The 26,570-nt window shown below is 72.1% G+C and carries 21 protein-coding genes; 9 read left to right on the top strand and 12 right to left on the bottom strand.

Annotated elements, in window-relative coordinates; translation table 11 throughout:
• Positions 1–110: 110 nt before the first annotated feature.
• Positions 111–974 (bottom strand): DMT family transporter, encoded by an 864-nt coding sequence (locus tag AMK13_RS06615; protein WP_241852772.1) that lies wholly within the window; start codon positions 972–974, stop codon positions 111–113.
• 567 nt (positions 975–1,541) lie between these two features.
• Here AMK13_RS06615 and AMK13_RS06610 point away from each other — a divergent pair.
• Positions 1,542–2,801: a hypothetical protein gene (locus tag AMK13_RS06610; protein WP_049649075.1), complete on the top strand. Its 1,260-nt coding sequence runs from the start codon at positions 1,542–1,544 to the stop codon at positions 2,799–2,801.
• A gap of 62 nt (positions 2,802–2,863) precedes the next feature.
• Here AMK13_RS06610 and AMK13_RS06605 read toward each other — a convergent pair whose 3' ends face one another.
• The 3 genes from AMK13_RS06605 to AMK13_RS44575 all read right to left on the bottom strand — a co-directional run bounded on the left by AMK13_RS06605 (position 2,864) and on the right by AMK13_RS44575 (position 5,683).
• On the bottom strand, positions 2,864–4,273 hold the full coding sequence (locus AMK13_RS06605; RefSeq protein ID WP_241852771.1) for a methyltransferase domain-containing protein: 1,410 nt from the start codon (positions 4,271–4,273) through the stop codon (positions 2,864–2,866).
• 260 nt (positions 4,274–4,533) lie between these two features.
• Positions 4,534–5,010, bottom strand: a complete 477-nt coding sequence (locus AMK13_RS44580) for an AAA family ATPase (protein ID WP_241852770.1) — start codon at positions 5,008–5,010, stop codon at positions 4,534–4,536.
• A 49-nt stretch (positions 5,011–5,059) separates the two neighbouring features.
• Complete coding sequence (locus AMK13_RS44575; protein ID WP_241852769.1) at positions 5,060–5,683, bottom strand: AAA family ATPase; 624 nt, start codon at positions 5,681–5,683, stop codon at positions 5,060–5,062.
• A 247-nt stretch (positions 5,684–5,930) separates the two neighbouring features.
• On the opposite strand from AMK13_RS44575, the gene AMK13_RS06595 reads away from it, so the two are divergent.
• The gene (locus tag AMK13_RS06595; protein ID WP_074001479.1) at positions 5,931–6,635 is read left to right on the top strand and encodes a hypothetical protein; all 705 of its coding nucleotides are present in this window, start codon (positions 5,931–5,933) and stop codon (positions 6,633–6,635) included.
• A 46-nt stretch (positions 6,636–6,681) separates the two neighbouring features.
• Positions 6,682–6,903 (top strand): hypothetical protein, encoded by a 222-nt coding sequence (locus tag AMK13_RS06590; RefSeq protein WP_074001478.1) that lies wholly within the window; start codon positions 6,682–6,684, stop codon positions 6,901–6,903.
• A gap of 82 nt (positions 6,904–6,985) precedes the next feature.
• Here the strand turns inward: AMK13_RS06590 and AMK13_RS06585 are convergent, their stop codons facing one another.
• Positions 6,986–7,513, bottom strand: a complete 528-nt coding sequence (locus AMK13_RS06585; RefSeq protein WP_074001477.1) for a GNAT family N-acetyltransferase — start codon at positions 7,511–7,513, stop codon at positions 6,986–6,988.
• Positions 7,514–7,613: 100 nt separating this feature from the next.
• Positions 7,614–8,048, bottom strand: coding sequence for an ATP-binding protein (locus AMK13_RS06580; RefSeq protein WP_241852768.1), 435 nt, complete (start codon positions 8,046–8,048; stop codon positions 7,614–7,616).
• A gap of 159 nt (positions 8,049–8,207) precedes the next feature.
• Here AMK13_RS06580 and AMK13_RS06575 point away from each other — a divergent pair, with 159 nt between their 5' ends.
• The 3 genes from AMK13_RS06575 to AMK13_RS06565 all read left to right on the top strand — a co-directional run bounded on the left by AMK13_RS06575 (position 8,208) and on the right by AMK13_RS06565 (position 10,299).
• Complete coding sequence (locus AMK13_RS06575) at positions 8,208–9,017, top strand: helix-turn-helix domain-containing protein (RefSeq protein ID WP_241852767.1); 810 nt, start codon at positions 8,208–8,210, stop codon at positions 9,015–9,017.
• On the top strand, positions 9,014–9,214 hold the full coding sequence (locus AMK13_RS06570) for a DUF397 domain-containing protein (RefSeq protein WP_074001475.1): 201 nt from the start codon (positions 9,014–9,016) through the stop codon (positions 9,212–9,214). The genes AMK13_RS06575 and AMK13_RS06570 overlap by 4 nt, the downstream gene beginning before the upstream one ends.
• Positions 9,215–9,426: 212 nt before the next feature.
• The gene (locus tag AMK13_RS06565) at positions 9,427–10,299 is read left to right on the top strand and encodes a hypothetical protein (protein WP_074001474.1); all 873 of its coding nucleotides are present in this window, start codon (positions 9,427–9,429) and stop codon (positions 10,297–10,299) included.
• 372 nt (positions 10,300–10,671) lie between these two features.
• On the opposite strand, the gene AMK13_RS06560 is transcribed toward AMK13_RS06565, so the two are convergent.
• The 4 genes from AMK13_RS06560 to AMK13_RS06545 form a co-directional block, all read right to left on the bottom strand.
• Positions 10,672–11,172, bottom strand: a complete 501-nt coding sequence (locus AMK13_RS06560) for an ATP-binding protein (protein ID WP_074001473.1) — start codon at positions 11,170–11,172, stop codon at positions 10,672–10,674.
• A 197-nt stretch (positions 11,173–11,369) separates the two neighbouring features.
• Entirely contained in the window at positions 11,370–12,614 is a 1,245-nt protein-coding gene (locus tag AMK13_RS06555) for a L,D-transpeptidase (RefSeq protein ID WP_107418682.1), read from the bottom strand.
• Between the two features lie 185 nt (positions 12,615–12,799).
• Positions 12,800–14,053: a L,D-transpeptidase gene (locus tag AMK13_RS06550; protein WP_234348164.1), complete on the bottom strand. Its 1,254-nt coding sequence runs from the start codon at positions 14,051–14,053 to the stop codon at positions 12,800–12,802.
• Between the two features lie 196 nt (positions 14,054–14,249).
• Entirely contained in the window at positions 14,250–15,536 is a 1,287-nt protein-coding gene (locus AMK13_RS06545) for a L,D-transpeptidase (protein ID WP_079271891.1), read from the bottom strand.
• A gap of 175 nt (positions 15,537–15,711) precedes the next feature.
• On the opposite strand from AMK13_RS06545, the gene glgX reads away from it, so the two are divergent.
• On the top strand, positions 15,712–17,877 hold the full coding sequence (glgX, locus tag AMK13_RS06540; RefSeq protein ID WP_074001471.1) for a glycogen debranching protein GlgX: 2,166 nt from the start codon (positions 15,712–15,714) through the stop codon (positions 17,875–17,877).
• Between the two features lie 7 nt (positions 17,878–17,884).
• On the opposite strand, the gene AMK13_RS06535 is transcribed toward glgX, so the two are convergent.
• Positions 17,885–19,312 (bottom strand): family 2B encapsulin nanocompartment shell protein, encoded by a 1,428-nt coding sequence (locus tag AMK13_RS06535; RefSeq protein ID WP_074001470.1) that lies wholly within the window; start codon positions 19,310–19,312, stop codon positions 17,885–17,887.
• A 234-nt stretch (positions 19,313–19,546) separates the two neighbouring features.
• On the opposite strand from AMK13_RS06535, the gene AMK13_RS06530 reads away from it, so the two are divergent.
• The gene (locus tag AMK13_RS06530; protein ID WP_074001469.1) at positions 19,547–21,421 is read left to right on the top strand and encodes an ABC transporter ATP-binding protein; all 1,875 of its coding nucleotides are present in this window, start codon (positions 19,547–19,549) and stop codon (positions 21,419–21,421) included.
• On the top strand, positions 21,418–23,265 hold the full coding sequence (locus AMK13_RS06525; protein ID WP_074001468.1) for an ABC transporter ATP-binding protein: 1,848 nt from the start codon (positions 21,418–21,420) through the stop codon (positions 23,263–23,265). The genes AMK13_RS06530 and AMK13_RS06525 overlap by 4 nt, the downstream gene beginning before the upstream one ends.
• Positions 23,266–23,404: 139 nt before the next feature.
• Here AMK13_RS06525 and glgP read toward each other — a convergent pair whose 3' ends face one another.
• Complete coding sequence (gene glgP, locus AMK13_RS06520) at positions 23,405–26,071, bottom strand: alpha-glucan family phosphorylase (RefSeq protein WP_049651957.1); 2,667 nt, start codon at positions 26,069–26,071, stop codon at positions 23,405–23,407.
• Positions 26,072–26,570 lie beyond the last annotated feature (499 nt).

Here is a 26,570-nt window from a genome sequence, read left to right as displayed (position 1 = left end):
GACCTGCGCCCCCACAGGCGATCCGGGACAGCAGCCGGGGAAAGTGCCCGGCCACATCGCGCAGTTGCCCCCTTGGCAGGGTTCCTGCAGTGCGAGCACCCCCGGGGCCGCTACCGGCGGGCTGGGAGGGCCAGGAAGGCCAGGCCTCCGGCGAGGATGGCGAGGCCGTACCAGGAGGCGGTGGGCAGGCGTTCGCCGAGGGCGGCTACGCCGAGTACTGCGGCGACGGCGGGTTCGGCGAGGGTCAGGGTGGTGGCGGTCTGGGCGGTGGTGTGGCGCAGGCCGTGGCCGAAGAGCCAGTAGGCGAGGAAGGTGGTGATCACCGCGAGGTGCAGCACCACGCCTGCCCCGCGCGGCGTGAGCAGCCAGCCCGTGGGGCCGCACAGCAGCACCGGGAGGACGATCAGCGCTCCGCCGCCGAACATCGCGCCCATCACCCCGCCGGAGGGGTGTCCGCCGGCGATCAGCCGCCCGCCGATCAGCGAGTAGACGGCGTACGAGAGTCCCGAGAGCGCGGCCAGGAGCACGCCCGGCAGGTCCACCGTCGCGCTGCCTCCCGCGAGTTCGGGGCCGAGCACCAGGAGGGCGCAGCCGAGTACGGCCAGCGCGGTGGCCCCGGCCCAGCGTCCACCGGGCCGTCCCTGTCGGGTGAGCCAGCCGAGCAGTCCGGTGAACACGGGCGCGCTGCCGAGCGCGATGACGGTGGCGACGGCCACGCCGGTACGGCTCACCGCCGGGTAGAAGGTCACCGGGTATCCGGCGACCGCGATGGCGCCGGCCGCGAGCAGCCACCGCTCGTGCGGCCCGCACTTCCGGGGCAGTACGCGGGCGGTGCGGTCGGTGAGGAAGAGGAGCAGCCCGCCGAGGACCAGCCCGGCGGCTCCGATTCCCGCGGCCGGGGCGCCCGCGGGTGCCAGCGAACTGGCCGTCCCGGTGGTGCCCCAGAGCACGGCGGCGGTCAGGATCGGCGCCACGCCGCCACGCGGGCGGGTACGGCGGGCGCGGCGGGGGGCCGTGGGGAGGGTGCGGGCAGGTGAGGACAAACGATTCGGCACAGTCGTGAACTTCCGTCGTCGAAGACCGTCAGGGGAACGGGTTTCCGAGAACGGGCGCACGCCGCCGACCCACGGCGGCCACTGTCGGGCCGAGCCGGGGTCGTGGGGGGGTCAAGCCACCGAAGCGCGCGCCCGATCAGGCGCTGAGCGGTGGCAGCACGACGTGCCAGTACAGGTTCACGCGTCGATGGTACCGACCGGCGGGCATGAGAAGTCGGCCGGTCCGACTTCTCACGCGGCGAAGGCCGTTGACGCGTCCTCACCCCGCAGGAACGGTCTCCTCGCGGCAGTCGCGGGGTCCGGGGCGCAGAACGCCTGACCGCCCGCCCCACGCGCCCCCGGGAGGCCGTCACGCCCCTCCCGGGGGCGCGTCTCCTCGGCCGTGCAACCATCGGCGGCCCGCCCTCGACTTCCGGACCGTAGCGGACCGTTCATTCCTCCCTACGCTGAGTGTCGACCCCATCGGCCCACCGGAAGGACCCGCTCGTGCGCCGCTCAAGCCTCGTGCTGTCCCTGGCCCTGACCACCGTGGTCGCCTCCGCCCTGATGGCCGCCGACGTCGTGAAGGACGAGCCCTACCTGTCGGTGACCCTGCCGGTGCTCCGCGATCCGAAGGCCCAGCAGTTGCTCCACCACATGACGGACCCGGTGCAGGAGTGGGTGGAGTCCCGGGATCCGGCGGCGGCCGGCTACGCCGGGACGGTGATCGACGCGGCGAACCAGCACGCCGACATCTACTGGAAGGGCGAGACCCCGGCCCAGGTCCGTTCCCTGCTGGACGCGAACGCCGCGGACGTCGGCCCCGGCTACACCGTCGACGTCCATCCGAGCCCGTACTCCCGCGCGGAGATGCGCGCCGCGATCGACCGGTTCACGGCCGCGGTGGCGCGGGACGCGTGGACGTCGATCGGCCCGCAGGAGGACGGCACCGCCATCGCGATCACGTACGCGCCGGCGCCGGCGAAGCAGCTGACCGGCGGCGACGCGACCGTGCAGGCGTACTCCTCGCGGGCCGCCGAGATCGCCGGGATGCCGGTGTCGGCCGGCGTCGAGGAGACACCGGTGGCGCTGTCCGGCAACCGGCACTCCGACAGCGCGCCGTACTACGCGGGCGCCGAGGTGAACACCGGAAAGGCGTCGTTCTGCTCGACGGCGTTCAGCGGCTGGAAGGGCGGGACGAAGGTGGTGCTGACCGCCGCGCACTGCGGCGGCGGCCGGTACTACAACGGCACCGGCAGCTACATCGGCGACCTGGCCGCGGTCGGCAACGGCCTGGACGTCGGCATGATCGCGGTCAACGGGAACGGCGGCGGCCGGTTCTACGACGGCTCCTGGTCGGACAACGGCGGCTCGTCCCGGCACACGTACGGCGCCGGGCGGAACAACGTCGGGGACCTGATCTGCCTGAGCGGCGCCCAGTCGGGGTGGAGGTGCGACGTGCAGGTCAAGCGGGTCGACGTGGAGACGACGAACGACGAGGGCACCAAGATCAAGCCGGTGGACATCGCGGAGTCGAAGGGCGGCGACCGCCGGGCGGTCGCCGCGAAGGGCGACAGCGGCGGCCCCGCACTGGCGAACCCGTCCGGCCCGAACGGCGACATGGAGGCCCGCGGCGTGATCGTCGCCGCCCGCTCGGAGGTCGCCTGCCCGCCCGGATCGACGGCGCACCAGACGACCTGCTATGCGCAGGTGCTGTACGTGCCGATGACGCCGGTGGTCAACCAGATGGGCTTCTCGATCTCCTGAAGGCGTCATCGACGCGCCCCGAAGCGCGAGAAGTCGGCCGGTCCGACTTCTCGCGCAGGCCCTCAGGTGGAGAGAGGGTCAGCGGCGGTGACGGCGGCCCTGGCCGCGTCGTCGGCGAACACGGCGAGCACGGCGAACTCGGCGCGAGCGGACGCCACATCCGCCGCGAAGCCCTCGTCCTGCCCGAACCGCCGGAGAACGTCGTTCAGCGCGGCTCCGTTGCCCGAGGGGGCGGCCCGACCAGCGCGACGCGGCGGCCGCCCCGGGCGTGAGCGCCGTGGGCTTCCTTGGCAGGTCGCACGGTCACCGCGCGGCCGGGTGCAGGCCGACGATGGGCCATCTCGGGCCGGTGTCCGGGGCGCCCTGCCAGGCCCACTGGGAGTCAGGGGTGACGGTGATGCCGTAGTCGTACAGGTCGGGGCGGCCCAACGCCTCCCACTGGGACCAGGCGGCCAGCACCTCGTCGCCGAGGCGGCGCGGCCCGCCCTGGAGGAGCTGCGGCAGCTCACCGTCGCTCCGTGCGACGAGGGTGGCCCATGACCGTGGCCGTCGTGGATCCAGACGTTGGTGCCGTCGGCATCCCGGGCGGTGAGCAGCACGGCGTCCGGGACGGCGACGCGCAGCGCGAACCGGAGGTGCCAGTCCTCCAGGCCGACCGGGTCGCGGTTCAACGCCCTGCTGGTCTCGGGTTCGGTGTCACCGCGCACCTGCGCATAGGCGGCGGGCCCACCGTCCGGCTGGGCCGGAGCGTGCCGGTCGCCCATGAACTGGGCCAGGCCCTGGACCCAGCCGGTGGCGGACTGTCCGTCGTCGGCGACGGTGAGGGCGATGTGTCCGAGCCGGCCCCAGGGGTAGACGATCCGTCCGCCCGGTCGTACCGCCTTCACCCAGGACCAGGGGACGGTCTCGACGGCGTAGGTGGCGTGCAGCCGGTCGACCTGGCCACCCCCCGGCACCCCGCCGTCGGTGCCGTCGCCCGCCGTCACCTCGGCGTCGAGGCCGGCGGCCGCGAGCCGGGTGCGGGCGAACGCGACCAAGCGCTCGTCGACTTCGGTGCCGACCACCAGGCCGGGCCCGGCCCGCCAGGCGGCCAGTGCCGCCGTCCAGCCCTGGCCGGTGCCGAGGTCCCACACCCGGTGCCCCGGTTCCACGCGGAGGCTGTCCAGCATGTCCGCCACCACGGAGGGCGCGGACAGCGACGAGGACGGCCGGCCGCCGTCGAGCTGGGTGACGGCCGCCGAGTAGACCCCGGAGTACAGCTCGTCCGCCCAACCGGCCGGATCCACCGCGCGGTCGACCGGCACGTAGGCCCGACCGTCCCACCGCCACAACCGGTCCGGCGCGAACCGGTCACGCGGCAGCACGGCGAAGGCGTCGCGTAGCCATGGCGAGTCGACCGGCCACGCCCCGCCCCGCTCCATCGCCGAGTCCAGGCGCGTCCGGCACCCGGCCAAGTCGTCGTCAGCGGCCACTACTTGCGGTGCTTTCCGTCGGACGGCGGCTGGGGCGGGACCTCGCCATCGGCGTTGCCGGGCGGGGGCGTTCCCTGCCCGGGGTCCGGCGGCGGCTTCTCGTGCTCACCCATCGTGGCTTCCCCTTCGGTCGGGTGCAACGGTCGGCAATCACTCTGGCGCGGCACCGCACCAGGAGGTAGAGGCGTGCGGGAGCTGCCAGGGGCGCGCGCGCAGGAAGTCGACCCGGCCGACTTCCTGCGCATCAGGCCCGTGACGTGTCAAAACAGGGATGCTTGCGTCCGCTCGGCTTCGCCGCCCTTGCCATCATCGTCCCCCCGCGCCGCCACGGCGCTGGCAAAATCGTCGCCGATGTACGGCACGCCGCCGTAACTCCCGCCGAGGTACCGCCGCTCGCGATTCTCCTCCTGGCGCGGCTTGAAGTCGGCGAGGGCGAACAGCTCCGTCTCGCCGTGCTCGTTCTTCTCCACGAACCAGACTTGGTCCCGCCGCAGGACGTCCTCGCCGTCGGTTCGGCCGAGCAGGCTGGCATCGTGCGAGGTGAAGATCAGCTGGGCACCGTTCGGGTTGGTCGCGGAATCCTGGAACAGCCCGATCAGGCGCGCTGTCAGGATCGGGTGGAGGCTCGAATCGATCTCGTCCACCACGAAGGTGCCACCCCGACGGAGCGCCCCCATGAAGAGAGGTGCCTGCCGCAGCAGGGCCTGGGTGCCCTCGGACTCCTCGGAAACGTCCATCCTGACGATCCCGTCGCGCCCGCGATGGCCTATCCAGGGGCGCATGACCTCACGCAGTCCGTGCTTTTCGAGTTCCTCCAGCCGCCACGACGGAATGCGCGTACCGCAGCTCTTCCTCGTCGAGCAGCACGCGCTCCGTGCCGCATTCCGCGATCCCGAGGTCTGCGGCACGCAGGAGCGCGACGAACTCAGGGTGCTGGTCCGGGTTTTCGAGGATCCGCGCTGTACCGATGCGGCCAGGGCCCTGCATTCGCCGGCTGAACTGGAGGCTTCGGGCGAACCAGTCGTACACCGGGCGGAAGCCGTCCTGCCGGGAGCGTGCCGCGAGGGACATGAAGAGGACGTCGGGCTCGGTGATGTTCTCGACCAGCTCCAGCTCTCGCCGGTGCTGCGGGTCACCGATCTCCAGCCCGTCGACCGAACGCTCGAAGATCTTGCGCTTCCTGCCGTGGGGGAAGCTGTGCAGCCATTCGTCGACCACCCGGTCGTCGTCCACGCTGAACCCGTAGGTGTAGCGGATCCCGTCGATCAGCAGGTCCACCACGTACCAGGACGGTTCCCCGCGCGCCGCCTCTTCGAGCCGGAAGTTGTCCGCGTCGTAGACCGGGTTCAGCTGTAGGGATTGCTCGTCTCTGATCGAGCGGTGGTTCGCGACCCTGAAGTTCAACAGCATCTGTGATCCCCCCTTCGCGGGCTGTGGGGCCTTTCTGTGCAAGTGAACAGACCTCACTCGCCGAGGCCCCCGACCGGCGCGAGAAGTCGGTCGGGCCGACTTCTCGCGCGGCCGGCGGCTGGCCGCGCCACCCGCGACGGCCCCGGGTGTTCCGTCCCGTGAGGTCGGGGATGCGGGTGCCACCGGTGGCGTCGGCGCCGCGAAAACCCCGGCGGGGCTTGCGGGCGCTGCCGTAGGATCCGGGCCCGTGCAGAGTGACGATACGACCGGGTCCGAGAGTGACCAGGGAGCCGAGGAGCCCAGCGGCCTCCGGGCGATCTGGGCGAACACCCTGGAGCCGGTGGCTCCGCTGCCCTGGTACCGGCGGGTGCCCCGCAACGCCCTGATCGCGGGGGCCGTGGTCGTCGTCCTGTTCACCGCGGTGACGGTCGCGGCGGTGACCGGGTTCGGCGCCCCGACGCGGCACCGGATCGTGCTCACGGACCGGATCGGCGACCAGGTGCGGCTCCCGGACGACGACAGCGTCCTGACCCTGCGCGCCGACTACGAGCGGCAGATGACGGCCCTGCGGCCGTACCGGGAGCTGACGGTGGCCGGCTACGGCGCCGCCGGGTCGACCGAAACCACGCTGACCGTGATCGGGCTGACCGGCAGCTTCCCGGACGTCCGGCGGGAGCTGGACAAGTACTTCGGCACGGAGACGCAGACGGCGGGCGCCCCGTCGGACGACCCGGTGGTGGTCGGGCGCCAGGACTACCCGGCCGGCCCCCTCGGCGGCGCGCTGGACTGCGCGGTGATCGAATCCCCGGCCGCGTCCCTGGCCACCTGTGCCTGGGCGGACGGCAACACCGTCGGCATCGTCGTCGACGAAACGGGCGCCGGCAAGCCCGGGGAACTGGCCCGGCGCACGCTGGACATCCGGGCGGCCGTCGAGGTCGAGGAGAAGGACTGATCGACGGTCCGGCCGGAATCGTCGGACACGACCTGGAGCCGCTGAGATGAAACCCAACCTTGTGGACCCGTCGACGGTCACCACGGAGATGGCCGTGCAGGTTCGCACCTGGCGGGTCGACGAGGAGTTCAGTTGGCGCGCCGTGGCCCGGGCCGCCACCGACCTGTGGGGCTCCGGGTACGGCAGCAACCAGCTGTACGGCCGGGACCTCTGTGCGGCCGCCGCTCACGTGCTGGGCGAGGACCCGGACCGGGAGCCGTGGAACTGACCTCCACCAAAGCGGTTGAGCGCGAGAAGTCGGCCCACCCGACTTCTCGCGCGGCCGGCGACAGGACCGGCGGCGGGGCCGGTCAGTCCCGGTGCGGCTCCGGGGACCTCCGGCCGAGCCACTGGTCGGCGCCGAAGGCCTCGAAGCGCTCCACCTCGGCGAAGCCCAGCTTCGCGGCGAGGCGCATCGAGGGGAGGTTGGCGGTCTGGGTGGCGAGCACCACCGGCTCGCCGGGCAGCACGCCGGTGAACCAGTCGAGGACCGCCGCGCACGCCTCGGTGGCGTAGCCACGCCCCCAGGCCTGCGGCAGGAACAGGTAGCCGAGTTCGGCCTGCTCACCGACCCGGCCGAGGCGCCCCGCCTCCTTGCGGAGCAGGACCTGGCCGATCGTCTCCCTGTCGCGATCGACGGCGAAGACCCCGGGGCTCCGGCTGGGCGCCCCGGGCATCTCGCGCTCGATCTCGTCCCGCGGCTTGGGGCCACCGAGGTAGGTGTTCACCTCCGCCGAGGCCAGCAGCTCGACGAACGCCGCACGGTCCCGGGCCTCGGGCTCGCGGAGTACGAGCCGCTCGGTCCTGATCGGGGCGGGCGGCCAGGGCAGCGGGCGCATACAGGTCTCCTGATCCTCTCGGGCGCCGGTTGCCGACGCCGTCGAAGATCAGGACGCGCTCCGGCGGAGCGCCAGTTGCGCGTCTCCGCAGGTCGCGGGCTCAGCCGTGCGGGTTGGCCGGGGTGGGAAGGGCGAGTTCGCACCAGACCGTCTTGCCGATGTAGCCGTCACCGCGCAGGTGGGCGCCCCACGAGGTGGCCAGGGCGGCGACGAGTTCGAGGCCCCGGCCGGACTCGTCCTCCGGGGTGGCCTCGCACGGGGTCGGGAGGGTGGAGTTCGCGTCCGAGACCTCGATCCGGAGCAGGGAGTCGGTGGGGAGGAGAACGCGGACACCGATCATCCGGTCACGCGGGGAACGGGCGTGGCGGCAGGCGTTGGTGACGAGTTCGCTGAGGAGGATCAGCCCGGTCTCGGCGGAGTCGATGGGCACCTCCCACTCGAAGGCCTGCCGGATGAACCGGATACGGGCACGGCCGGCGCTGCGGGGGAGTCGGGGGAACATCCACTCGACGACATCGACGGGCTGAGTGAGCATCAGGGTCCTTGGGTGTGTACGGACGGCGTCACTCGGGAGAGCTGAGTTCGGCCATTTCACCCTTCGATCGTCGGCATCCAGGCATAGCCTCAGCAGTTACACCGCATGTACAACGACAGCTTGACCGCCCTGTGACCAGGGCAGGGAGGGGTACCGGCCGTGAGCGCGCCGAAGGAGAACCCGATGTCGTGGAAGTACTGCGGCGACCAGCTCAAGCGGTGGCGCCAACGGTCGGGCGTGACGCGGGAGCAGTTGAGTCAGGCAGCCAGCTACGACATCGAGAGCATTCGGTCGATGGAGGCGGGGAGGCGGCGGCCGACGCTCAAGGTTCTTCAGGCTGCGGATGAACTGTGCGACGCGCAGGGGATGCTGACAGCGGCCAACCCTTACCTGATGCCAGAGCCACGGCCCGCACGCAGCGATGTCTTCTTTGATATCGAGAAGGAGGCAGTTGCCCTCTACTTCTTCGAAGCCCTCCACATCCCGGGCTTGTTGCAGACCGAGAACTATGCCCGGACGCTTCTCAGCCTGCCCATTCCGCCCGTGGACAGCGCCACCGCCGAGACCCGCCTGGCGATCCGTCTCAAGCGACAAGAGAGGCTCACGGACCCCGAGGTACTGTTCAGCTTCACCATCTACGAAGCAGCCCTCCACACTTCCATCGGCGGCAGGGAGGTCATGAAGGAGCAGCTCCACCGGCTGCTTGAGTTCGAGGACTCTCACAACATTCGGATCCAGATCGTGCCTACCGGGCGAATCACCCCGTCCGGACTCTCGGGATCGCTCACGATCTTGGAGACGATCAACAACGAGCAGTATGCGTATGTTGAGACGCACGAGACGAACGCACTCCACTCCGAACCACGACTCGTAGGTAGGCTCAGCCGACGCCACGCGATGATCCGCGCGCAGGCCCTGAACACGCGGGAGTCAGCACAGCTCATCCGAAAGACAGTGGAGCAACTATGAACGCCACCAAACCGTGGTATCGCTCTAGCTACAGCAACCACGACGGTGGCGAGTGCGTCGAGGTCGCCACCTCCCCCTCCGCCATCCACGTCCGCGACTCCAAGGACAAGGCCGGCCCCACCCTCACCTTCTCCCCCGAGGCCTGGTCCGCCTTCATCACCTTCGCCACCGAAGCTCAAGTGACACGAGCCGAGTGACCCCTTAATGGAACGGTGAGGTAACTACCTCCCAACCACCCCCGCACGCAGCACATATGACTTATCGTCACGACTACACCACAGCCGGTTCCCCCGTGTAGCGTGCGCACCAACGAAACAACCCCCGCCAGTGCTACCAACACCGAACGGGGGTCTGACCGGCACGATCGAAAGTGAAGTTCGATCCTGTGGCTACCCACGACGATACCGCCATGGCCACCCCTGGGTACGGCAAGCAGTCCGCCCCGGAGCAACTCCCCCGCTCCGCGCGCGACTTCGCCCACCTCCCGGCCCGCGAGGCCTACCTCGCCTCGCTCATCGACCATCTCCCCGACGGCGCCGCCATGGACGCGAAGACCCTCGCCGTCCTCCAGCCCCACTACGGGCAGATGGCCTGCCGCTCGGCCCTCACCAAGCTCTCCACCGCAGGTCACCTGCGCCGCGTCCGCGAGCGCCTCGACTCCCGCCAGTGCCGCTGGGTCTTCCGCACCTACTTCTCCCGGACGCCCCGCTCCGACGGCTGGTGGGCGCACTTCCTCTCCACCGGGGAGGCGTCAACGCCCGCCGCACCCGATCCCCCCAGGGAGCGAACGCTCAACCGCACCTCCCCCACTTCGGCCGCCTACGCCGCCCTCGCCGGCCTCGGCCTCGTGGACCCCCGCCTCGCCCTCTCCGCCGCCGACTGCGCCGCACTCGAACCGCTGGCCGCCGAGTGGCTGGACCGGGGCACCACGCTCCCCCTCTTCACCGCCGCGCTCACCGCGAACCTGCCGCCGGACATCCACAGCCCGGCGGGCTTCACCCGGCGCCGCCTGATCGACAAGCTGCCACCCGAGCGCCCGCAGCCCCCGCGCCCCCCGCAGCCGGTCCCCATTCCCGAGTGCACCGACTGCCGCACCCCCTGCCGCCCGCACGCCCTCCTCGGCGGCCTCTGCCGCGCCTGCCGCAGCACCCCCGGCGCCCCACCGGCCGCACCACCCCGCCCGGGCACCCTCTCCCCGGCCGCCGTCCACCGCCACGCCGCCCGCGCCAGGGGCGCACTCCGGCGGGACAGCACCCCACCCCTGCCCCTGCGAGCCCCTTGATACCGAGCCCCCGGCAGACCTCGCCGTCACAGGCAAGCAGGCCCGTGATCATGAATATTCACAGGCGGCAGCGTTAACCTATGCAAAATCCAAAGGTGAACTACGTAACATGCCTTGCATTCGAAGTCATCCGGTTTGCCCGCATGCTGAGATTCGTGCGATAGTCGAAGCAGCCCAACGGCGGGCGACACCGCACGCCGCCCTGGGTTGATGACTTCGGCGGGCCCGACCTGGCACTGCCGACGCCCATCGCGCGGCACGCACCCCCTTGGCCGGCGCGATGACTTGCAAGGGCCCCCGGCCGCCGGACCACGGCGAATCCGGGGGCCCTGCGCGTTTCCCCACAAAAAAAGCGCCGACCGGCCGGACGCCTCAGCCCCGCTCGCGCACCTTCAGCTCGAACCAGACGCCCTTGCCCCGCGGCAGCAGGTCCGCGCCCCAGCGGTCGGCGAGGTCGTCGACGACCCTCAGCCCCCGCCCGCGCTCGTTCACCGGCTGGGCCTCGGCGAGGATCATGCAGGGCAGCGCCCGGGAGGAGTCCCGGACCTCGATCCGGAGCCAGCCGGGCTTGCGGCTGACGTGCAGTCCGATGGTGCGTCCGGCCGCGTGCCGCACCGCGTTGGACACCAGCTCACTGGTGAGCAGTTCCCCGGCCTCCAGGTGCTGGTGGAGCTCCCAGGACTCCAGGACCGAGAGCACCAGCCGACGGGCCACCGGGCCCGACTCCGGCCGGGAGGGCAGCCGTACCTCGTTGGGCGCGGACTGGTCGCACAGTCTGCTGGAATACATCTCCTCCAGCTCCGCGGAGGTGAGCCGCTCCAACGCCGAGAGCCCGCCGCCCTGCACGTCGATCCAGGACACTTCGGCGACCACGCCGGCCCCGGAAACCAATGACTGATCTGCTTCGCCCCAACCCGCCATGCGGACCATCATTGCGGAACGCAAGCAGCCGCGTACGGACAATGAGCAAACGATCTCTCCGCGTCGGCATATGCCGGATGCAAGAAGGGGTCCCCCCGGGCCGACTTCCGTCAATCCCGGGTTGACCCCTCCCCCACCTCAGCGGCGGTTTACCAGGCGCTCCACGGGACGTTCCAGCCGCTCAGCCCGTTCGACGGGTCGAGCGTCTCCTTCCTGATCGAGTTCTTCACGATCATCACGTCACCGATCAGCGAGCCGTCGTAGAACTTGCCCGCCGACGTGCCGGAGCCGCCGCCCTCGACGTCCTTGAGGCCCACGCAGCCGTGGCTGACGTTGTCCTCGCCGAAGGTCCTGCTGCTGCTCCAGTAGTTGCCGTGCACGTACGTGCCGGAGTCGGTGAGCCGCATCGAGTGCGGGACCTGGAGGTCGTACGGCGCGCCGGTCATGCCGGGCATGCTGCTGGACTGCATCCGCACCACGCCCTCCTTGGACATGACCACCATCGTGCCGTTCCAGGTGGGGTGTTCGGGCGCGCCGGCGCTGATGTCGATCTCGCTCGACTGACCACCCTGTACGACCGTCATCTTGTGCGCAGCGGCGTCAACCGTCGAAATCTGGGACCGCCCGATCGTGAAGGGCTCGTCCCGGTCCGCGCCGTACACCCCGGGGGCGATCTCGACGCTCTTCAGCCGGTACTTGACGGTCACCTTGGTGTCCGGCGCCCAGTACTGCTCGGGGCGGAAGTCCAGCCGGCGGTCGCCGAACCAGTGGCCCTTGACCACGGTGCCGTTGCTGGTCTCGAAGCTGATGCCGCGGGCGACCTCGTCCCGGTTCTTCACGTCCTTGCTGAAGTTCACCGAGACGATCATGCCGACGCCGTACGTGGCGTTGTCGTCCACGTTGTCCGAGGCCTTGGCGAGCGCCGTCGGGGTCAGCGTGGTGAAGTCGCTGTCCGCCGTGGCGACCGCGCCGTCGGCGTCCGCGGCCATCGCGCTGACCCGGTAGGCGGTGCCCACCTCCAGGCCCGCCGCGGGCGTCCAGGAGGCGCCGTCGGCGGAGATCGTCCCGGGGACCTCCTTGCCGCTCTTGTCGCTCACCTTGACGGTGGTCAGCTTGCCCCCGGTCGCGCCGACCTTGAGCGCGTTCGGCGCCACGTCCACCGAGCCGGCCTTGGGCTCGATGCTCACGGCGGCCGTCGAGACCTTCGGCGTCTTGCTGCTGGGCGCCGCCTCCGTGGGCTTGGCGCTCGCCGCGCCGGCCGCCAGATCGGCCTTGGCCGCGCTCCCCCCGCCCCCGTTCCCCCCGTTTGCCCCGCTGCCCCCACCGCAGGCGGCCGTCAGCGCCATCGCCCCGCCGACCAGACCGACGGCCACCACTCTGCGTATCGACCTCATCGTCGATTCCCTCCCTCAGAAGATCCGAGAAACTCCCCGTGGACCCGACGGACCCGACCGGTATACGCAACCGGCCACCGGAAAGGTTGCGCCATGCGCAGGGCTGCTCGCCCCGGAAACCGCGGCGGCCCGACCCCAACGAGTGAGGACCGGGCCGCACGACGGACGACGGACGCCGAAGGGGCCTACCAGGCGGCCCAGTCGACGTTCCAGCCGCCGAGCCCGTTGGAGGGCGCGACGGTCTTCTCCTTGGTGTTCACGACCTTGATCGGGTCACCGATCATCGAGTCGTTGAAGAACTTGCCGGCGACGGAGGAGTCGCTGCCGCCCTTCACGTCCTGCATCGACACGCAGCCGTGGCTGGCGTTGGTCTTGCCGAACGGGCTGGCCCAGTAGTTGCCGTGCACGAAGGTGCCGGAGGTGGTCAGCCGCATCGCGTGCGGCACGTCCTGGATGTCGTACTCGCCGCCGAGACCGACGGTCTGCGAGTTCATCCGGGTGACCTTCTCCTTGGACATGACCACCATCGTCCCGCCCCAGGACGGCGTGGCGTCCGCGCCGAGGGTGACCGGCAGGGTGGTGCTCTTGCCGTCCCGCTCGACGGTCATCTGGTGCGCCTTGGCGTCCGCGGTGGAGACCATCGACCGGCCGATGGTGAACGGCTCGTCCTTGTCCACGTCGCCGTAGATGCCGGGGGCGACCTCGACGTTCTTCAGCCGGTACTTGACGGTCACCTTGGTGCCCGGCGCCCAGTACGCCTCCGGGCGGAAGTCCACCCGGCGGTCGCCGAACCAGTGGCCCTTCACCACGGTGCCGTTGCTGCTCTCGATGGAGATGCCCTTGACGACGGCGTCCTTGTTCTTGACGTCCTTGTTGAAGTTCACCGAGACGATCATGCCGACGCCGTAGGTGGCGCCGTCGCTGATGTTGTCGTTGGTGGAGATCTTCTTCTCCGGCGTCAGCGTGGTGAACGAGGTGGTGGACGCGGCCACCAGGCCCTCGCCGTCCTTCGCCTGGGCGTTCACCTTGTACGCCATGCCGACCGCGAGCGCGCCCGCGGGCTTCCAGCCGGAACCGTCCGGGGTGATCGCGCCCTCGACCGGCTTGCCGTCCTTGTCGGTCACCTCGACCGTCGTCAGCTTGCCGTTCGAGACGGACACCTGCAGCCCGTTCGGCGGGACGTCCAGGGCACCGTCCTTCGGCTCCACGGCCAGCACCGCGGCCGAGGGCTTCGGCGTGGCCGACCCGCCCCCGTCCGCCGCGGCCGAGGCCGCGCTGCCGCCGCCCGAACCCCCCGTACCGCCCGAACCACTGCCCTTGTCGTCGCCACAGGCCGCGGTGAGCAGCAGTACCCCGCCCATGACCAGCGCCATCGCACTCTTCCGCCCGTAGCGGTTGGTGGTGCGTATCGCGGTGCCGGCCGTCTTCCCCGTCTTCACGGTTTCTCCCCTCCCGGTATTCACTCTCTTGACGCGTTGAGTGCCCCCGTGAGTTGCACCGGACGTGGATCTTTCCGGGCCGGGCTGCGGGCGCGCCGGAGCAGGATAGCTAAGCCGTCCGAGTGAAACCTGAGAGGAGTCGGTTGACGCGGGCGTGAAACCGTGGTGAAGACAGGACGTAACGGGCGAACGGGACTTACGGCAGCGCCGAAGCCGACGGAGGAGCCGCCGAAGCGGACGCGGTGGCCGCCGCCCCCCGACCCAGCGCGCTCCCCGCCACCCACTGCTCCCACGGCACGTTCCAGCCGTTCAGCCCGTTCTGCGGCGGCACGAAGTCCCCGGACGAGGCCTTCACCTCCAGCACGTCCCCCTCCAGGGTGTGCTCGAACAGCCAGCCCGCCGGGGAGTCCTTGCTCGCCCCGCCCTTGGCGTCGGACAGCCCGATGCAGCCGTGGCTCGTGTTGGCGGCGCCGAACACCCCCGGGTCCGCCCAGTAGTTGCCGTGCACGAAGGTGCCGGAGGCGGTCAGCCGCATCGCGTGCGGGACGTCCTTGATGTCGTACTCGTCGCCCATGCCGACGGTCTGCGAGTTCATCCTGGTCACCTTGTACTTCTCCGACACCACCATCACCCCCCGGTAGGTGGAGTGGTCCCGGCTGCCGCCGGAGACCTTGAGCACCCGGACCACCTTGCCGCCCTGCCCCGCCCGGACGGTCAGGGTGTGGGCGTCCAGGTCGACGGTGGAGACCTGCGCCCGCCCGACGGTGAAGTGCAGCTCCCGGCTCTGGGTGCCGTACTCCCCCGGCGCGCCCTGCACGTCCTTCAGCCGCAGCGCCACCGTGACCCTCGTCCCGGCCGCCCAGTACGCCTGCGGGCGGAAGTCCAGCCGCTGCCCGTCGAACCAGTGCGCGGCCACCGGCACCGGCGGATCGGCGGTGACCTGCACCGCCTTCTCCACCGCCGCCCGGTCGGTGATCGGACGGCTGAACCGCAGCGAGACCGGCATCCCGACCCCAACCGTGGAACCGTCCTCCGGGGTGAAGAACGCCACGAAGGTGTGCGTCGGGGTGACGGTCGTGAACGCCGAGTGCTGCGCCGCCCGCTGCCCCTGGTCGTCCTCCGCCACGGAGTCCACCGTGAAGGCCGTCCCGAGCGGCAGCGGCCCGTCCGGCGCCCACTCGCCGCCGTCGGCCGCGATCGTGCCCGGCACCTCCGTGCCCTTCCCGTCCGCCAGCCGCACCGAGACCAGCCGCCCCTGCGCCACCGTCACCCGGACGGCCCCCTCCGGCCGCACGTCCTGCGCCCCGTCCACCGGCTGCACCGAGAGCACCGCCCGCGAGGGCGCCGCCGGGGCCGTACGCCCACCCGGCCCCACCGCGTCCCCGTCCGGCACGACCGGAGGCCCGCCGCACCCCGCCAGGACCGCCACGCAGCAGGCCACCGCCGCCACGCCCCGCGCCCACACCCGTCCACGGCGCCGCATCCCGGGGCCCTCCCACTGTTCAAGTCCGATGCCCGGAACAACGAGAACCCTCCCAACGAAGACACGCCGCCCCCGAAACCCCCGCTCCCGAAACCCCGGACCGCTTCCGGCCAACACATTCCGGGAAAGAGAAGGTGAATGGACCCAGAACACCCCGCCCAGGGAGGCCCCCGCCATGGCGTCAGAACAGCAGCTGAACCCCGGCAGCTGCCAACCCCTCGGCGCCCGCCACCACCTGGACCGCACGGGCCGGCGAGGCACCAACTTCGCCCTCTGGGCCCCCGCCGCCGAAGCCGTCGAACTGTGCCTGTTCGACGAGGACGGCCAGGAGACCCGCCACCACCTCACCGAGCAGGACGTCCAGGTCTGGCACGGCTTCCTCCCCGGCGTGCGCCCCGGCACCCGCTACGGCTACCGCGTGCACGGCCGCTGGGACCCGTGGACCGGCGCCCGCTGGAACCCCGCCAAGCTGCTGCTCGACCCGTACGCCCGCGCCGTCGACGGCTGTTACACCTCCCACGACGCCGCCTGCGCGGCCGTCCGCAACTGGCCCGAGGCGGACGTCGCCGACACCGTCCGGGACAACCGCGACTCCGCGCCGTACGTGCCCAGGTCCGTGGTCGTCCACGACGAGGACGACTGGTCCGACGACCGCCGCCCGAAGACCCCGTGGGCCGAGACCGTCCTCTACGAGCTGCACGTGCGCGGCTTCACCATGCGCCACCCCGACGTCCCCCCGCCGCTGCGCGGCACCTACGCCGGCCTCGCCCACCCCGCCGCCCTCGCCCACCTCACCCGCCTCGGGGTGACGGCCGTCGAACTGCTGCCAGTGCACCAGTACGCCAGCGAGGACCACCTCCAGGCCCGCGGCCTGGTCAACTACTGGGGCTACAACACGATCGGCTACTTCGCCCCGCACGCCGGCTACTCCGCCTCCGGCTCCCGCGGCGGCCAGGTCGGCGAGTTCAAGCGGATGGTCCGCGCCCTGCACGCCGCCGGGATCGAGGTGATCCTGGACGTGGTGTTCAACCACACCGCCGAGGGCGCCGAACTCGGCCCCTCGCTCAGCCTCCGCGGCATCGACAACGCCGCCTACTACCGCCTCCCGCCGAACCGCCCGCGCGGCTACGCCGACTACACCGGCTGCGGCAACACCCTGGACACCCGCCGCCCCCAGGTGATCCGGCTGGTCACCGACTCGCTGCGGTACTGGGTCACCGAGATGGGCGTGGACGGCTTCCGCTTCGACCTGGCCGCCGCCCTGGCCCGCGGCGGCACGAACGGCGGCGACGCCGTCGACACCGACCACCCCTTCCTCGCCGCCGTCGCCCAGGACCCGGTGCTGAACCGGGTGAAGCTGATCGCCGAGCCCTGGGACGTCGGCCCCGGCGGCTACCAGGTCGGCGGCTTCCCCCCGCTGTGGGCCGAGTGGAACGACAAGTACCGCGACACCGTCCGGGACTTCTGGCGCGGCGCCCGCCCGGACGTCCGCGAACTCGGCTACCGCCTCTCCGGCTCCTCCGACCTCTACCAGCGGGCCGGCCGCCGCCCGTACGCCTCGGTCAACTACGTGACGGCGCACGACGGTTTCACCCTGCGCGACCTGGTCTCCTACGACCGCAAGCACAACGAGGCCAACGGCGAGGACAACCGGGACGGCACCGACGACAACCGCTCCTGGAACCACGGCGCCGAGGGCGAGACCACCGACGAGCAGGTCAACCGGCTGCGCCTGCGCCAACTGCGCAACCTGACGGCCACCCTGCTGCTCTCCGCCGGCGTCCCGATGCTCACCGCCGGGGACGAGCTCGGCCGCACCCAGGGCGGCAACAACAACGCCTACTGCCAGGACAACGAGGTCGGCTGGCTGGACTGGTCACTGCTGGAACAGCCCGGCTGGCAGGAGCTGTGCGCGCTCACCGCCCGGCTGGTCCGGCTGCGCCGGGACCACCCGGTGCTCCACCGGCGGGCGTTCTTCTCCGGCCGGGCCACCACCCCCGGCGGCCGGCCCGACCTCACCTGGTTCACCCCGCGGGGCACGGAGATGACCGAGGCCGACTGGTTCGCGCCGACCGCCTGCCTCGGCATGCTGCTCTCCGGCTCCGCGCTGCCCGAACGCGACGAGGCCGGGCGGCCGATCGGCGACGACGGCTTCCTGCTGCTGCTCAACGCGGGCCACGAAGCGGTGGTGTTCACCCTGCCCGCGGCGGCGCCGGCCCCCGGCTGGGAGCCCCTGGTCGACACCGCCGCCGCACACCCCGACGAACCGGCCCCGGCCGGCGCCGTCGTGCTGGGCGGGCGCTCGCTGCGGCTGCTGCGCGCGCCCGCCCCCGCCACGTAGCCGGGGCTCAGCTCCCGGCGTGCCCGAGCTCGACGTTCTCCAGCACGCCGATCGCGTCCGGCACCAGCACCGCCGCCGAGTAGTAGGTGCTCACCAGGTAGGAGGCGATCGCCTTCTCGTCGATGCCCATGAAGCGGACGTTCAGACCCGGCTCCACCTCGTCCGGGATGCCGATCTGGGTCAGGCCGACCACGCCCTGGTTGTCCTCGCCGACGCGCATCGCGATGAACGCGCTGGTCTGCTGGTCGGACACCGGGATCTTGTTGCACGGGAAGATCGGCACCCCGCGCCAGGTCGGCCGCTGCTTGCCGAGGACGTCGACGGTGGACGGGTAGACGCCGGCCCGGTTGCACTCCCGCTCGAAGGCCGCGATCGCGCGCGGGTGGGCGAACAGGTAGTCGGTGTCGCGGCGCATGCTCAGCAGCTCGTCCAGGTCGTCCGGGGTGGGCGCCCCGGCGCGGGTCTGGATCCGCTGGTCGAAGTCGGTGTTGCCGAGCAGCCCGAACTCCGGGTTGTTGATGATCTCGTGCTCCTGCCGCTCCCGCAGGGCCTCGATGGTCAGCCGCAGCTGCTCCTCGGTCTGGTTCATCGGCTGGTTGTAGAGGTCCGCGACCCGGCTGTGCACCTTGAGCACGGTCTGCGCGACGCTCAGCTCGTACTCGCGCGGCCTCAGCTCGTAGTCCACGAAGGCGCCGGGCAGCTCGTACTCGCCCTGCCGGCCGGCCGCGAGGTCGATCTCCGCCTCGCCGTGCTCGTTCTGCGCCTGCGCCGCGTCCGCGGCGAAGCCCAGCAGCTGCTCGCGCAGCGACTCGGAACGGCCGATCAGCTCCTGGAGCACCGGCCAGGACAGCGCCATCGCGACCCCGGAGGTGCTCGCCTTCACGGTGTACGGCCAGCTGCCGCCGCCCTCGGTGATCGCCTCGTCGCCGACGTGGTCGCCGTCGGCGAGCGTGCCGAGCACCGTCACCTCGCCGTACTTGCCGGTGCCGATCCGGTCCACCTTGCCGTGCGCGATCAGGAACACCTCCTCGATCGGCGCCCCCTCCTGCACCAGCACCTCGCCCTGCGCGAAGTCCCGCTGCACGAACCGGCGGGCCAGCTCGGCCAGCACCTCCTCGTCCTCGAAGCCGCGCAGCGCCGGGACCTCCGCCAGCGAGGGGGCGATCACCGTCACCGCGGCGCCGGTCTTGGCGAAGCTCACCCGGCCGCGCCCGGGCGCGTAGCTCAGCCGCCGGTTGACCCGGTAGGTACCCGCGCTGACCTGCACCCACGGCAGCATCTTCAGCAGCCAGCGGGAGGTGATCTCCTGCATCTGCGGCTTCGACTTGGTCGTCGTCGCCAGGTTCCTCGCCGCGGTCGTGCTGAGGCTGAGCTGGGCCCGTACCTGCACGATTGCCGAGCCGGGGCCGGGGGTGGGCTCGGTTTCGACCGTCATCTGTGCACTCCTGTCACTCACGCACCACTGGACATCCGTACAGGACGTGTCATCGGCTCATCGGCAGGCGCCCGCAAGAGGCGCACGGCGCACTCCTACCTGCACGAATGGCGGCGCGCGCCCCCTGATTCGCGCCCGCACCGCCCGTCCGAGTGGCCGGTTCTCGCCGGGCGCCACCGACAGGGGCGAAAAACCGGATGAGAAATGACGGCCCGTCTGCCTACCCTCACCGCGATGGCCGAGAACAGACAAGACCCCGAGAACCCGACCCCGGGAAGCCCCCAGAGCGACGGAACCGGCCCCGCCGGGCCCGGGCCGCGGCACTCCACGGTCCGCTCCCTGCTGCGCCTGTGGCCGTACGCGCGCGCCGTCCGCGGCCGGCTGGCCGTCTCGGTGACGGCCGCCACCCTCGGCATGCTCAGCACCCTCGCCGTCCCGGTGGTCCTCGGCCTGATCGTGGACGGCCCGCTCGCCGAGCACGACCTGGCCGGCCTCTGGCCGCTGGTCGGCCTGCTGCTGGTCCTCGGCACGGTCGAGTCCGCGCTGTTCTACACCCGCCGGGTGGTGCTGGCCCGCCCGCTGGCCGGGCTGGAGACGGCGATGCGCGGGGACCTCTTCGCCAAGCTCCAGCGGCTGCCGGTCTCCTTCCACGACCGCTGGGGCTCCGGCCAGCTGCTCTCCCGGGCCACCGCCGACATGTACACCATGCGGCTGTTCCTGGCCTTCCCGCTGGTCTTCCTGATCGTCAACTCGGTGATGTTCCTGGCCGGCACCGTGGTGATGTTCACCCAGGACTGGCGGCTCGCGCTGATCGCCCTGGTGCCCGTCGTCCCGCTGTTCGTGCTCACCCGGCGGTTCGAGTCCGGCTTCTCCGGCGCCGCCCGGCTCGCCCAGGACCAGAACGGGGACATCGCCACCCTGGTCGAGGAGTCCGTCCTCGGCATCCGCATCCTCAAGGCCTTCGGCCGGCACCGGTCGATGACCGAGCGCTTCCGCGCCCAGGCCCAGGAGCTGCGCCGCACCGAACTGCGCAAGGCGCACCTGCTCGCCAACCTCTGGGCCGTCATCGTCGGCCTGCCGGAGATCGCGCTCGCCGGCGCCCTCGCCGTCGGCGCCTACCTGGTGGCCCACGACGACCTGAGCGCCGGCACCCTGGTCGCCTTCCTCTCCACCGCGCTCGCGCTGCGCTGGCCGGTCGAGTCGCTCGGCTGGCTGCTCGCCTACGCCAACGAGGCCGCCACCGCCACCGACCGCTTCTTCGAGGTGCTGGACGAGCCGGACACCCCCGAGGCGGACACCCCCGCCCCGGGCACCGCCGCCGCGCCCACCGCCCCGGACGGCATCCGCTTCACCGGCGTCCGCTTCCGCTACCCCGACGCCCCCGACGACAGCCCCGACCTGCTGGCCGGCGTCGACCTGCACATCCGCAGCGGCGAGACGATGGCCCTGGTCGGCGCCACCGGCAGCGGCAAGACCACCCTCACCGCCCTGCTCCCCCGGCTGTACGAGGCCACCGCCGGCACCATCACGCTGGACGGCCGGGACATCCGCGAACTGCCCCGGCCGCGGCTGCGCGAACTCGTCTCGGTCGCCTTCGAGGAGCCCACCCTGTTCTCCGCCACCGTCCGGGAGAACGTCCTGATGGGCGCCCCGGGCGCCGGCGAGGAACAGCTGCGCACCGCCCTCGACACCGCCCAGGCCGGCTTCGTCGAGAAGCTCCCGAACGGCCCGGACACCGAGGTCGGCGAGCAGGGCCTGAGCCTGTCCGGCGGCCAGCGCCAGCGCCTCGCGCTGGCCCGCGCGGTGGTCGGCGACCCGGCCTTCCTGGTCCTGGACGACCCGCTCTCCGCCCTGGACGTGCACACCGAGGCCCTCGTCGAGCGGGCCCTGCGCGAGGTCCTCGGCACCACCACCGCCCTGGTGGTCGCCCACCGCCCCAGCACCGTGCTGCTCGCCGACCGGGTCGCGGTGCTGGCGGACGGCCGGATCACGGCCGTCGGCACCCACCAGGAACTGCTGCGCGACTGCGCGCACTACCGGGAACTGATGTCGGGCGAGGCCGCCCTGATACCCGACGGCCCCCTCGCACCGGAAGGAGCGCGCGCATGACCACCACCGCCGAACCCGTACGGGCCGAACCCGTCGCGCCGGCCGAGGAGGAGCTCCCCCCGCCGCCCGCCGACGAGGAGGACATCCCCGTCCCACCGGGCGCGCCCCGGGCGCTGCTGCGCTCGCTGCTGCGCACCCACCGGGCCCGGATCACCGTCGCGATGGTGGTGATCCTGGTCCAGCAGGCCGCGCTCCAGTCCGGCCCGCTGCTGGTCGCGGTGGCGATGGACCGCGGCATCCCGGCGCTGCGCGAGCACGACTCCGGCCCGCTGGTCGCCGTGGTCGCGGCCTACCTGTTCTGCGCGCTGCTCAGCCCGGTGCTGCAGTGGGTCTTCATCAAGATCAGCGCCCGGGTCAACCAGGACATCGTGCTGGAGCTGCGCGGCCGGATCTTCCGGCACGCCCAGCGGCTCAGCCTGGACTTCCACGAGCGCTACACCTCGGGCCGGATCATCTCCCGCGCCACCAGCGACATCGACGCGCTGCGCGAGCTGCTCTCCGAGGGCCTCCAGGAGCTGCTGACGGTCCTGCTGTCGGTCTGCTACATCTCGGTGCTGCTGGTGGTGCTGGACTGGCGGCTCGGCCTGGTCTCGCTGGCGTCCTTCCTGCCGCTGGCCCTGATCGCCCACTCCTTCCGCCGCCGCTCGCGCCGGGTCTACCGGCGCTCGCGCACCTCGGCCGCCTCGCTGATCGTCCGCTTCACCGAGACCATGAACGGCATCCGCCCGGTGCAGGCCTTCCGCCGGGAGAAGGCCAACGACGCCGCTTTCGCCGTGGTCAACCGGCAGTCCGCCACCGCCACCGCGGACGGCCTGCTGGAGATCGCCCGCTACGTCGGCCTCTCCCGCCTCACCGCCAACCTGTGGTTCGCCGGCGTGGTGCTGCTCGGCGCCTACCTGGTCGTCGACGACGCGCTGGAACTGGGCGTGCTCACCGCCTTCGCGCTCTACCTGCGCCGGCTCTTCGACCCGGTCGACCAGCTGGCGATGTTCCTGAACAGCTACCAGTCGGCCGCCGCCGCCCTGGAGAAGATCGCCGGCCTGCTCGCCCACGAGCCGACCGTCGCCGAGCCGGCCGAACCCGCCGAGCTGCCGGAGGCCTCCGGCCAGGGCCGCGCGGTCGCCTTCGAGGGCACCCGCTTCGCCTACCGGACGGGCAAGGAGGTGCTGCCGGCCTTCGACCTGCTGATCCCCGCCGGGCAGACGGTCGCGGTGGTCGGCGCGACGGGCGCGGGCAAGTCCACGGTCGCCAAGCTGCTGGCCCGCTTCTACGACCCGACCGACGGCCGGATCCGGCTGGACGGCGTGGACCTGCGCGACCTGGCCACCCCCGAACTGCGGCGCGGCGTCGTGATGGTGACCCAGGAGTCCTTCCTGTTCTCCGGCACCGTCGCCGAGAACATCGCGGTCGGCCGCCCCGGCGCCACCCGGGAGGAGGTCGAGCAGGCCGCCCGGGACATCGGCGCGTACGAGTTCATCGCCGCCCTGCCGGACGGCTTCGACACCGACGTGCGCAAGCGCGGCGGCCGGATCTCGGCCGGCCAGCGCCAGCTGGTGGCCTTCGCCCGCGCACTGCTGGCCGACCCGGCGGTGCTGATCCTGGACGAGGCGACCAGCTCGCTGGACGTCCCCGGGGAGCAGGCCGTGCAGCGGGCCATGCGCACCGTGCTGGCCGGCCGGACGGCCGTGATCATCGCCCACCGGCTCTCCACCGTGGAGATCGCCGACCGTGTCCTGGTGATGGACCAGGGCCGGATCGTGGAGGATGGCTCCCCACAGGAGCTGATCGACGGCTCCGGCCGTTTCGCCGCCCTCCACCGGGCCTGGCGGGACAGCCTGGTCTAGGGCCCCGGCCCCGGACCCCACGAATGTGCCCGTCCGGGTGCGCCGTCACGCACCCGGCCGGGCATTCCCCATTTCCCGCACGGAGGTACGCGGGCGGCCGCCCACCCGGTTCACCACCGGTGGACGGCCGCCCGCGGCCTCAGCGCAGCAGCCCCGCGTCCATCCCGGCCGACTCGGCCGGCAGCGCGACCAGCCCCAGCTCGGCCGGCGAGGCCAGCCGCGGGTGCGCGGGCAGCACCCGGACGGTGTAGCCGAACGGGCCGGTCCGGCAGAGCTCCAGCGAGCCCTCGTAGCGGATCCGGCCGTCCAGATCGGGCCCGCCGACCGGCTTGAGGGCGAGCAGGCAGGCGTCCGAGATCCGGTCCCGCTCGTCCACCCGGCCGGAGACCGCCTGCACCTCGACGTCGCCCGGCCGCAGCGTCCCGAGCGCGACCTGCACCCGCAGCTCCAGCGAACTGCCCAGCTCCTGCGCCTCGGTCGGGCAGTCCGCCTCGACGTGCTCGACCCGGACGGCCGGCCAGGCCTCCCGGACCGTCGCCTTCCAGAGCGCCAGCTCCCGCGCGCCGTGGCCGTGCTGCCCGGCCAGCTCCCGCTGGGCCTGCGCCGCCGGGGCGTACAGCCGCTCGACGTACTCCCGGACCATCCGCCCGGCCAGCACCTTGGGCCCGAGGGTGACCAGGGTGTGCCGGACCATGGCGATCCACTGCTGCGGCAGCCCGTCCGCGTCCCGGTCGTAGAACCGGGCGGCGACCTGGTTCTCGATCAGGTCGTAGAGCGCGGCCGCCTCGATGTCGTCGCGCCGCTCGGCCTCGCCGCTGTCCGGGTCGAGCGCCCCGCCGCTCTCGTCGGCCGTGGGGATCGCCCAGCCGTTGCGGCCGTCGAACCACTCGTCCCACCAGCCGTCCAGGACGGACAGGTTGAGGCAGCCGTTGAGCGCCGCCTTCATCCCGGAGGTGCCGCAGGCCTCCAGCGGGCGCAGCGGGTTGTTCAGCCAGACGTCGCAGCCCGGGTAGAGGCGCTGGGCCATCGCCATGTCGTAGTCCGGCAGGAAGACGATCCGGTGCCGCACCGCCGGATCGTCGGCGAACGCGACCATCTGCTGGATCAGCCGCTTGCCGCCGTCGTCCGCCGGGTGGGCCTTGCCGGCGACCACGATCTGCACCGGCCGGGTGGGGTGCAGCAGCAGCGCGCGCAGCCGCTCCTGGTCCCGCAGCATCAGGGTGAGCCGCTTGTACGAGGGCACCCGGCGGGCGAAGCCGATGGTGAGCACGTCGGGGTCGAGCACCGAGGAGACCCAGCCGAGCTCGGCCTCGCCGGCCCCGCGCCGGCGCCAGGAGGCGTGCAGCCGGCGGCGGGCCTCCTCCACCAGCTGGGCCCGCAGGGCGCGCCGCAGTTGCCAGACCTCGGTGTTGCCGATCCGCTCCAGGCCCGTCCAGCGCTTGCTCTCGCCGGTGGTCATCGCCTCCTCGGCGCGCTCGGCGCCGATCTCGGCGGCGCCGAGCCGGACCACCGCCGGGTCGATCCAGGTGGCGGCGTGCACGCCGTTGGTGACCGAGGTGATCGGCACCTCGGCCGGGTCGAAGCCGGGCCACAGGCCGTTGAACATCGAGCGGCTGACCTCGCCGTGCAGGGTGGACACCCCGTTGGCGCGCTGGGCCAGCCGCAGGCCCATGGCGGCCATGTTGAAGAGCTTCGGGTCCCCGTCCTGCCAGCTCTCGGCGCCGAGCGCGAGCACCTGCTCGACCGGCACGCCGGGCAGCGCGGCGTCGCCGCCGAAGTGGCGGGCGACCAGCTCGCGGTCGAAGCGGTCGATGCCGGCCGGGACGGGCGTGTGGGTGGTGAAGAGGGTGCCGGCCCGGACGGCCTCCAGGGCGGCGGCGAAATCGAGGCCGGTCCGGTCGTCGGCGACCAGTTCGCGGATGCGCTCCACGCCGAGGAAGCCGGCGTGGCCCTCGTTGGTGTGGAAGACGTCGGGGGCGGGGTGCCCGGTGAGCCGGCAGTAGGCGCGCACCGCCCGGACGCCGCCGATGCCGAGCAGCATCTCCTGGAGCAGTCGGTGCTCGCTGCCGCCGCCGTACAGCCGGTCGGTGACGTCCCGCTCGGCGGGCGAGTTGGCCTCGATGTCGGAGTCGAGCAGCAGCAGCGGGACCCGCCCGACCTGGGCCTTCCAGATGTGGGCGGCCAGGGTGCGGCCGCCGGGCAGGGCCAGGTCGACCCGGCCGGGGGTGCCGTCGGCCTCCCGCAGCAGGCTGACCGCGAGTTCGTCCGGGTCGAGCAGCGGATAGCGCTCCTGCTGCCAGCCGTCCCGGCTCAGGGACTGGCGGAAGTAGCCGTGCCGGTAGAACAGGCCGACGCCGACGACCGGCACGCCGAGGTCGCTGGCGGCCTTGAGGTGGTCGCCGGCCAGGATGCCGAGCCCGCCGGAGTACTGGGGCAGCGCGGCGGCGATGCCGTACTCGGGCGAGAAGTAGGCGATCGCGGCGGGCAGCGGGGCGGCGTCGGACTGCTGCCGGGTCTGGTACCAGCGGGGGCCGGTCAGGTACTCGCGCAGGTCGTCGGCGAGGTCGCCGAGTCTGCGCAGGAAGCGCCGGTCGGCGGCGAGCGCGGCCAGCCGGGCGGCCGGGACCTCCCCGAGCAGCCGCACCGGGTCCTCGCCGGTCGCGGCCCAGACCTCCGGGTCCACGGACCGGAAGAGGTCCCTGGTCTCGGGGTGCCAGGACCAGCGCAGGTTGAGGGCCAGCTCGTGCAGCGGCTGGAGTTGTTCGGGCAGGACGGTGCGGACGGTGAATCTGCGGATTGCCTTCACGGCGTGAAGCGTAGCCGTGGCGGTCGGCCGGACAGTGCGTCAAGTGGACTATTGGGCATCCGTTCGGGCTATTGATGAGATCGCATTCGGCGCATTGGACTGCACGGGGGGCGCGCGAGGCGCACATTTCGGGGGCCCGCGCTACCAATACGTGAACTCTTCGGTACGGCTTCATTTCCGATGGCGCATCCACCCGGGAGAAGGCCCGAAACTACTGTCGTACCGCTGCAAAAACCTTGTCGCCGGTGCGAGGATGACCGAAGGTCGTTGATGCAGTGGGGAGTACGACGACGGGTGGCGTCCCCCGCGAAGCAGCACGTCCGAATCCTTTTCGTGTTGTCCGTTCCCGTCCTTCTTAGCCCATTCGGCGCTCACCGCGCACGGACGCGTGTCCTCCCTACCGGCCCGCTCGTTCACGGGTGGACCGGGTCGGCCGGGGCGCGCCCGGCGGAGGCGTGCGCCGGGACGCACACGGGCTCCGGGGCGTCCCACCGCCGGC

This window comes from Streptomyces sp. CB02056, from assembly GCF_001905545.1.
In the GTDB taxonomy this organism is placed as follows: domain Bacteria; phylum Actinomycetota; class Actinomycetes; order Streptomycetales; family Streptomycetaceae; genus Kitasatospora.
Note: the sequence above shows the minus strand (reverse complement) of the source record. Positions and strands in the feature narration are given on the sequence as shown.

Bases quoted from the DNA above. Each gene is read 5' to 3' on its own strand.
- AMK13_RS44580 (WP_241852770.1), bottom strand. From the start codon at position 5,010: ATGGACGTTTCCGAGGAGTCCGAGGGCACCCAGGCCCTGCTGCGGCAG.
- AMK13_RS44575 (WP_241852769.1), bottom strand. From the start codon at position 5,683: ATGCTGTTGAACTTCAGGGTCGCGAACCACCGCTCGATCAGAGACGAG.
- AMK13_RS06590 (WP_074001478.1), top strand. From the start codon at position 6,682: ATGAAACCCAACCTTGTGGACCCGTCGACGGTCACCACGGAGATGGCC.
- AMK13_RS06585 (WP_074001477.1), bottom strand. From the start codon at position 7,513: ATGCGCCCGCTGCCCTGGCCGCCCGCCCCGATCAGGACCGAGCGGCTC.
- AMK13_RS06580 (WP_241852768.1), bottom strand. From the start codon at position 8,048: ATGCTCACTCAGCCCGTCGATGTCGTCGAGTGGATGTTCCCCCGACTC.
- AMK13_RS06570 (WP_074001475.1), top strand. From the start codon at position 9,014: ATGAACGCCACCAAACCGTGGTATCGCTCTAGCTACAGCAACCACGAC.
- AMK13_RS06565 (WP_074001474.1), top strand. From the start codon at position 9,427: ATGGCCACCCCTGGGTACGGCAAGCAGTCCGCCCCGGAGCAACTCCCC.
- AMK13_RS06555 (WP_107418682.1), bottom strand. From the start codon at position 12,614: ATGAGGTCGATACGCAGAGTGGTGGCCGTCGGTCTGGTCGGCGGGGCG.
- AMK13_RS06545 (WP_079271891.1), bottom strand. From the start codon at position 15,536: ATGCGGCGCCGTGGACGGGTGTGGGCGCGGGGCGTGGCGGCGGTGGCC.
- glgX (WP_074001471.1), top strand. From the start codon at position 15,712: ATGGCGTCAGAACAGCAGCTGAACCCCGGCAGCTGCCAACCCCTCGGC.
- AMK13_RS06535 (WP_074001470.1), bottom strand. From the start codon at position 19,312: ATGACGGTCGAAACCGAGCCCACCCCCGGCCCCGGCTCGGCAATCGTG.
- AMK13_RS06530 (WP_074001469.1), top strand. From the start codon at position 19,547: ATGGCCGAGAACAGACAAGACCCCGAGAACCCGACCCCGGGAAGCCCC.
- AMK13_RS06525 (WP_074001468.1), top strand. From the start codon at position 21,418: ATGACCACCACCGCCGAACCCGTACGGGCCGAACCCGTCGCGCCGGCC.